Below are 1521 nucleotides of genomic sequence, written 5' to 3'. Positions count from 1 at the left end.
CATTGAGGCGCTCAAGGGCCAGCAGAGCGCCGCCAGCGGTCAGCCCGGCGACGATGCCGGCTTGGCATCCCTGACTGCGGAAGACAAGTACGTCTGCGCCCAGCTTGGCATGACCGAAGCAGATTACCTCAAAGCCAAGGAGGCCAAATAGTCATGGCCATAGTTACCGCCCCCTTGCTCGCATCCATGCGGGTGGGCTTTAGCAAGACCTTTGAAGACGCCAAGGCCAAGGCCCCCAGCCAATGGGCGCTTGCCGCCACTCATGTACCCAGCACTGCCAAGTCCACTACCTACGGTTGGCTCGGTCAGTACCCCAAGCTGCGCGAATGGGTCGGCCCCCGCACCGTGAAATCCATGCAGGAACATGGCTACAGCATCACCAACAAGCTGTATGAGGGTACCGTGGGCGTAGCGCGCACGGATATCGAGGACGATAACCTGGGCGTCTACACGCCGCTGCTGGCCGAAATGGGCTATGCCGCGGCCACCCACCCGGATGAACTGGTGTTTGGCCTGCTGGGCAAGGGCGTGACCACGCTTTGCTATGACGGGCAAAACTTCTTTGACACCGATCACCCCGTATACCCCCAGGTCGACGGCACCGGCGATGCTGTTACCGTCAGCAATCTTATTGACCCGGCCGCAGGCGACCCCGGCTTGGCTTGGTACATATTGGACGCCAGCCGCCCCCTCAAACCGCTCATTTTTCAGGAGCGTACCAAGCCGGACCTGTTGGCGGTCACTGACCCCAAACAGGACCACGTTTTCACACAGGATGAATACCTGTACGGCGTGCGCTATCGCTGCAATGCGGGCTTCGGCTTCTGGCAGCAGGCCGTGTGCTGCCGCGACACGCTGAACGCGGCAAACTTCGGCAAGGCTCTGGCCCTGATGCAGGGCTACAAGGCTGACGGCGGACGTCCTCTTGCCCTTGGCCGTGGGGGCAAGTCCGGCACGTTGCTGGTGGTTCCGTCCTCGCTCTACAGCGCAGCCCTGGACGTTGTGGGTGTGCAGCTCATCAACGGCGGCGAAAGCAACAAGTATTACGACGCGGCTACCATCATCAACTGCGCGTGGCTGTAGGGGGCGGCATGAGCAAGATAACTGTTTTCGTGAAAGCCCGCCCCGGTGCTGCTGGAATCCTTGTTGAGCGCCGTTGCCGTTGCGGCATGTGCTTTGACACCGAGGGCCGCACCGTTAGCGTCACCGAAGATCAACTGGCGCGGCTGAAAGCTGACCCGCAGCTTGTCGTCACTGACACGCCCGTTCAATCTGACAGCAATGCCAATGTCAGTACTGGCCCGGTTGAAAATCTGCCCGCTGCCGCGCCCAAGGCCGAAGCTCCGGCTACGGCCAAAACCGATAAAACCGCCGCCAAAGCGGCTAAAAAGGCAGGCTAAAGCCATGCCCGGCCCCACGCTCTACGGCAGCCTTGCTGGCATGACTGCGCACTTCGGCCAAGACGAAATGCTTAATCTCGCCCCAGGTGCTGACGACGCGGAAGGCAAACCCACGCTGGAC

At 61.2% G+C, this 1521-nt stretch carries 3 protein-coding genes; all 3 read left to right on the top strand.

Translation table 11 applies throughout. From position 1 onward, the window contains the following. Position 1 precedes the first annotated feature (1 nt). The 3 genes from V6C07_RS13365 to V6C07_RS03080 are packed head-to-tail and all read left to right on the top strand — an operon-like array spanning position 2 to position 1400. The gene (locus V6C07_RS13365; protein WP_442886224.1) at positions 2 to 151 is read left to right on the top strand and encodes a phage protease; all 150 of its coding nucleotides are present in this window, start codon (positions 2 to 4) and stop codon (positions 149 to 151) included. A 2-nt stretch (positions 152 to 153) separates the two neighbouring features. Next, on the top strand, positions 154 to 1083 hold the full coding sequence (locus tag V6C07_RS03085) for a Mu-like prophage major head subunit gpT family protein (protein ID WP_296986066.1): 930 nt from the start codon (positions 154 to 156) through the stop codon (positions 1081 to 1083). 8 nt (positions 1084 to 1091) lie between these two features. Further along, positions 1092 to 1400, top strand: a complete 309-nt coding sequence (locus V6C07_RS03080) for an HI1506-related protein (RefSeq protein ID WP_072311435.1) — start codon at positions 1092 to 1094, stop codon at positions 1398 to 1400. Positions 1401 to 1521: the final 121 nt, after the last annotated feature.

This window comes from Desulfovibrio sp. 1214_IL3152 (assembly GCF_036763055.1).
Taxonomy (GTDB): Bacteria; Desulfobacterota; Desulfovibrionia; order Desulfovibrionales; family Desulfovibrionaceae; genus Desulfovibrio.
This window is presented reverse-complemented; position numbering and strand designations above follow the sequence as displayed.